Genomic DNA, 1,952 nt, shown 5'->3' on the forward strand with positions numbered 1-1,952 from the left:
TTTGAAGCCAAAGATATAGCATAGATACCCCATAGATATAGCAGGGATATACCAAAATATCTCTAGAGATACGGGTATCTATGCTATATCTCTCTACAAGATTCCTCCACACGCTTGACGGAAATGCTTCAGCATTTTAGCACTCACTCGACAGAGTGTATAAGTGCGCCATTCGGAATTTCAAAGCTTCAAATTTCACAGAGAGTGCCCATTTATACACACCCCCTAAATCGTGGTGTGACAATGGGTTCTCGCCGGCTCGAAATCGGTTTGTCATTCTGACAAATAACCCTTCGGGAAATAAAAAAAACGGCTCCATAAAGAGGAACCGTTTTGCTTCAAAAATCACGTTTTGTGTTATACTGGAGAAACGAAATTGTGTTTTCAAAATTGTCATTTTCGACATGATAACTTTTCTCGTAGTGTGGTTTTGCCGAACCCACTACTTTTTTTATGTCTCCGAACTTCATTTCTTCCCGTTCCGGCTTAACAATCCCTTTTGATTTTCGATACATATTCATTCCGGAAGGATACATGTGCAGCCGTCCGCCTTTTAAAAATTTCTTTTCCCGACCTTCTACGATCTTTGTTTGCACCTCACAGCCCTCTGAAGCCACTTTTAAGGCTGTTTCCCTGTCTTGGACATCTTCTAGGTCTATATCAGTCAAATAAGCGCTCAAATAGGCTCCTATGTTGTCTATATCCTTTAATGACTTGATTGTTACAAATCCTAAACCCCATAGACTCCTTAATTCAGCATTTTTAATATAAATCTTATCCAAATCATTAAAGCGCATTAAAACATGACAATGCCAGGCTCCACGTCCTTGTGGCTCTACCACCGATAAATAATCTATCGAACTTTCTTTCTTGTATTTATAACGCAACCTGTCGATAAAATTTTGAAAATCACTATAAAGTTTTTTCGTGTCCGTCATATTTTTCTTGTATGTCAAAGTTATATGTAATTCATTTGGCCGTCCTATAAAATTGTTATTTATCAAATAACGCAGCTTCTTAAAGGTTTGTCTCAAAGAATTATAATTTTCCTGCCGATTTTCCGAATGCTCGAACTCCCGGATCTCCCCAGTAGAGAGGTCTACAAACCTATCCTTGTCCAATTTTTTGATATTATTTTTCCGGTTCATCTTCTCCATATGCTGAACTTCAATGACGTGATTCATAGTGGTCACTTTTACAACATCATTTGGAGCTATGAAAACCGCGTCACCATTGCGTTTATCCATCCATTTCCCCTCAATTTTTCCTGTAATGTTTAATTAAAATCAAGTTAATAATAAAGAACCCCAAATCCGAAGTCAGTTTTTCAACAAAAATTAGCGTCCTTTTCCCAAATAGTCCCTATACAATTCCTTAATAGCAAACTCAATTACAGCATCTTTTGAAACTCTTCCAAATTCATTGTGTTTTGTAAAATGTTCGGCTAATAACTCTAGCTTTTTAAATGTTTCAACAGTAATTCGAGGTCCAATTTGTTTTTTCTCTTCCATCCAAACACACTCCTAACAAGTTGTTAACATAATTCTAACATTGGAAATAATAGAATTCAAGAACAGAAAAAAGAAGCACACTCGGAATGATATTTCGTTTCCTTTTGATTCCGAGCCTCCACCCCTTACAATCCCCAAAGGCAACCGACAAGGGAAAATTCGTCCCTTATCGGCACCTCCGGAAATTGTACAGCAAGGGGTCACTCCCAATAAAAAGACTACGACATATAAAACAGGTTTAGCTTCAGAGAAAAAGAGCATAAGGAAACTCGGTGCCACCCTAAAAAAAAGGGTGTCAAACAGGCTGTGCCTGTTGAGTTTCTATGCTCTTAGAACAGGTGCCGTTTTTGAAGCCAAAGATATAGCATAGATACCCCATAGATATAGCAGGGATATACCAAAATATCTCTAGAGATACGGGTATCTATGCTATATCTCTCT

2 protein-coding genes are annotated in these 1,952 nt (G+C 37.8%); both read right to left on the reverse strand.

Features of this window, described 5'->3' with window-relative positions:
- Positions 1-338: 338 nt before the first annotated feature.
- Positions 339-1,247 carry a hypothetical protein gene (locus tag ACFULT_RS27160; protein WP_375839305.1) on the reverse strand — a complete coding sequence of 303 codons (909 nt, stop codon included), beginning with the start codon at positions 1,245-1,247 and terminating at the stop codon, positions 339-341.
- A 90-nt stretch (positions 1,248-1,337) separates the two neighbouring features.
- A complete protein-coding gene (locus ACFULT_RS27165; RefSeq protein ID WP_375839303.1) occupies positions 1,338-1,511 on the reverse strand; it encodes a hypothetical protein in 174 nt (57 codons plus the stop codon).
- Positions 1,512-1,952: the final 441 nt, after the last annotated feature.

This window comes from Rhodococcus sp. NPDC057297 (assembly GCF_042667435.1).
Classification (GTDB): Bacteria; Actinomycetota; Actinomycetes; order Mycobacteriales; family Mycobacteriaceae; genus Rhodococcoides.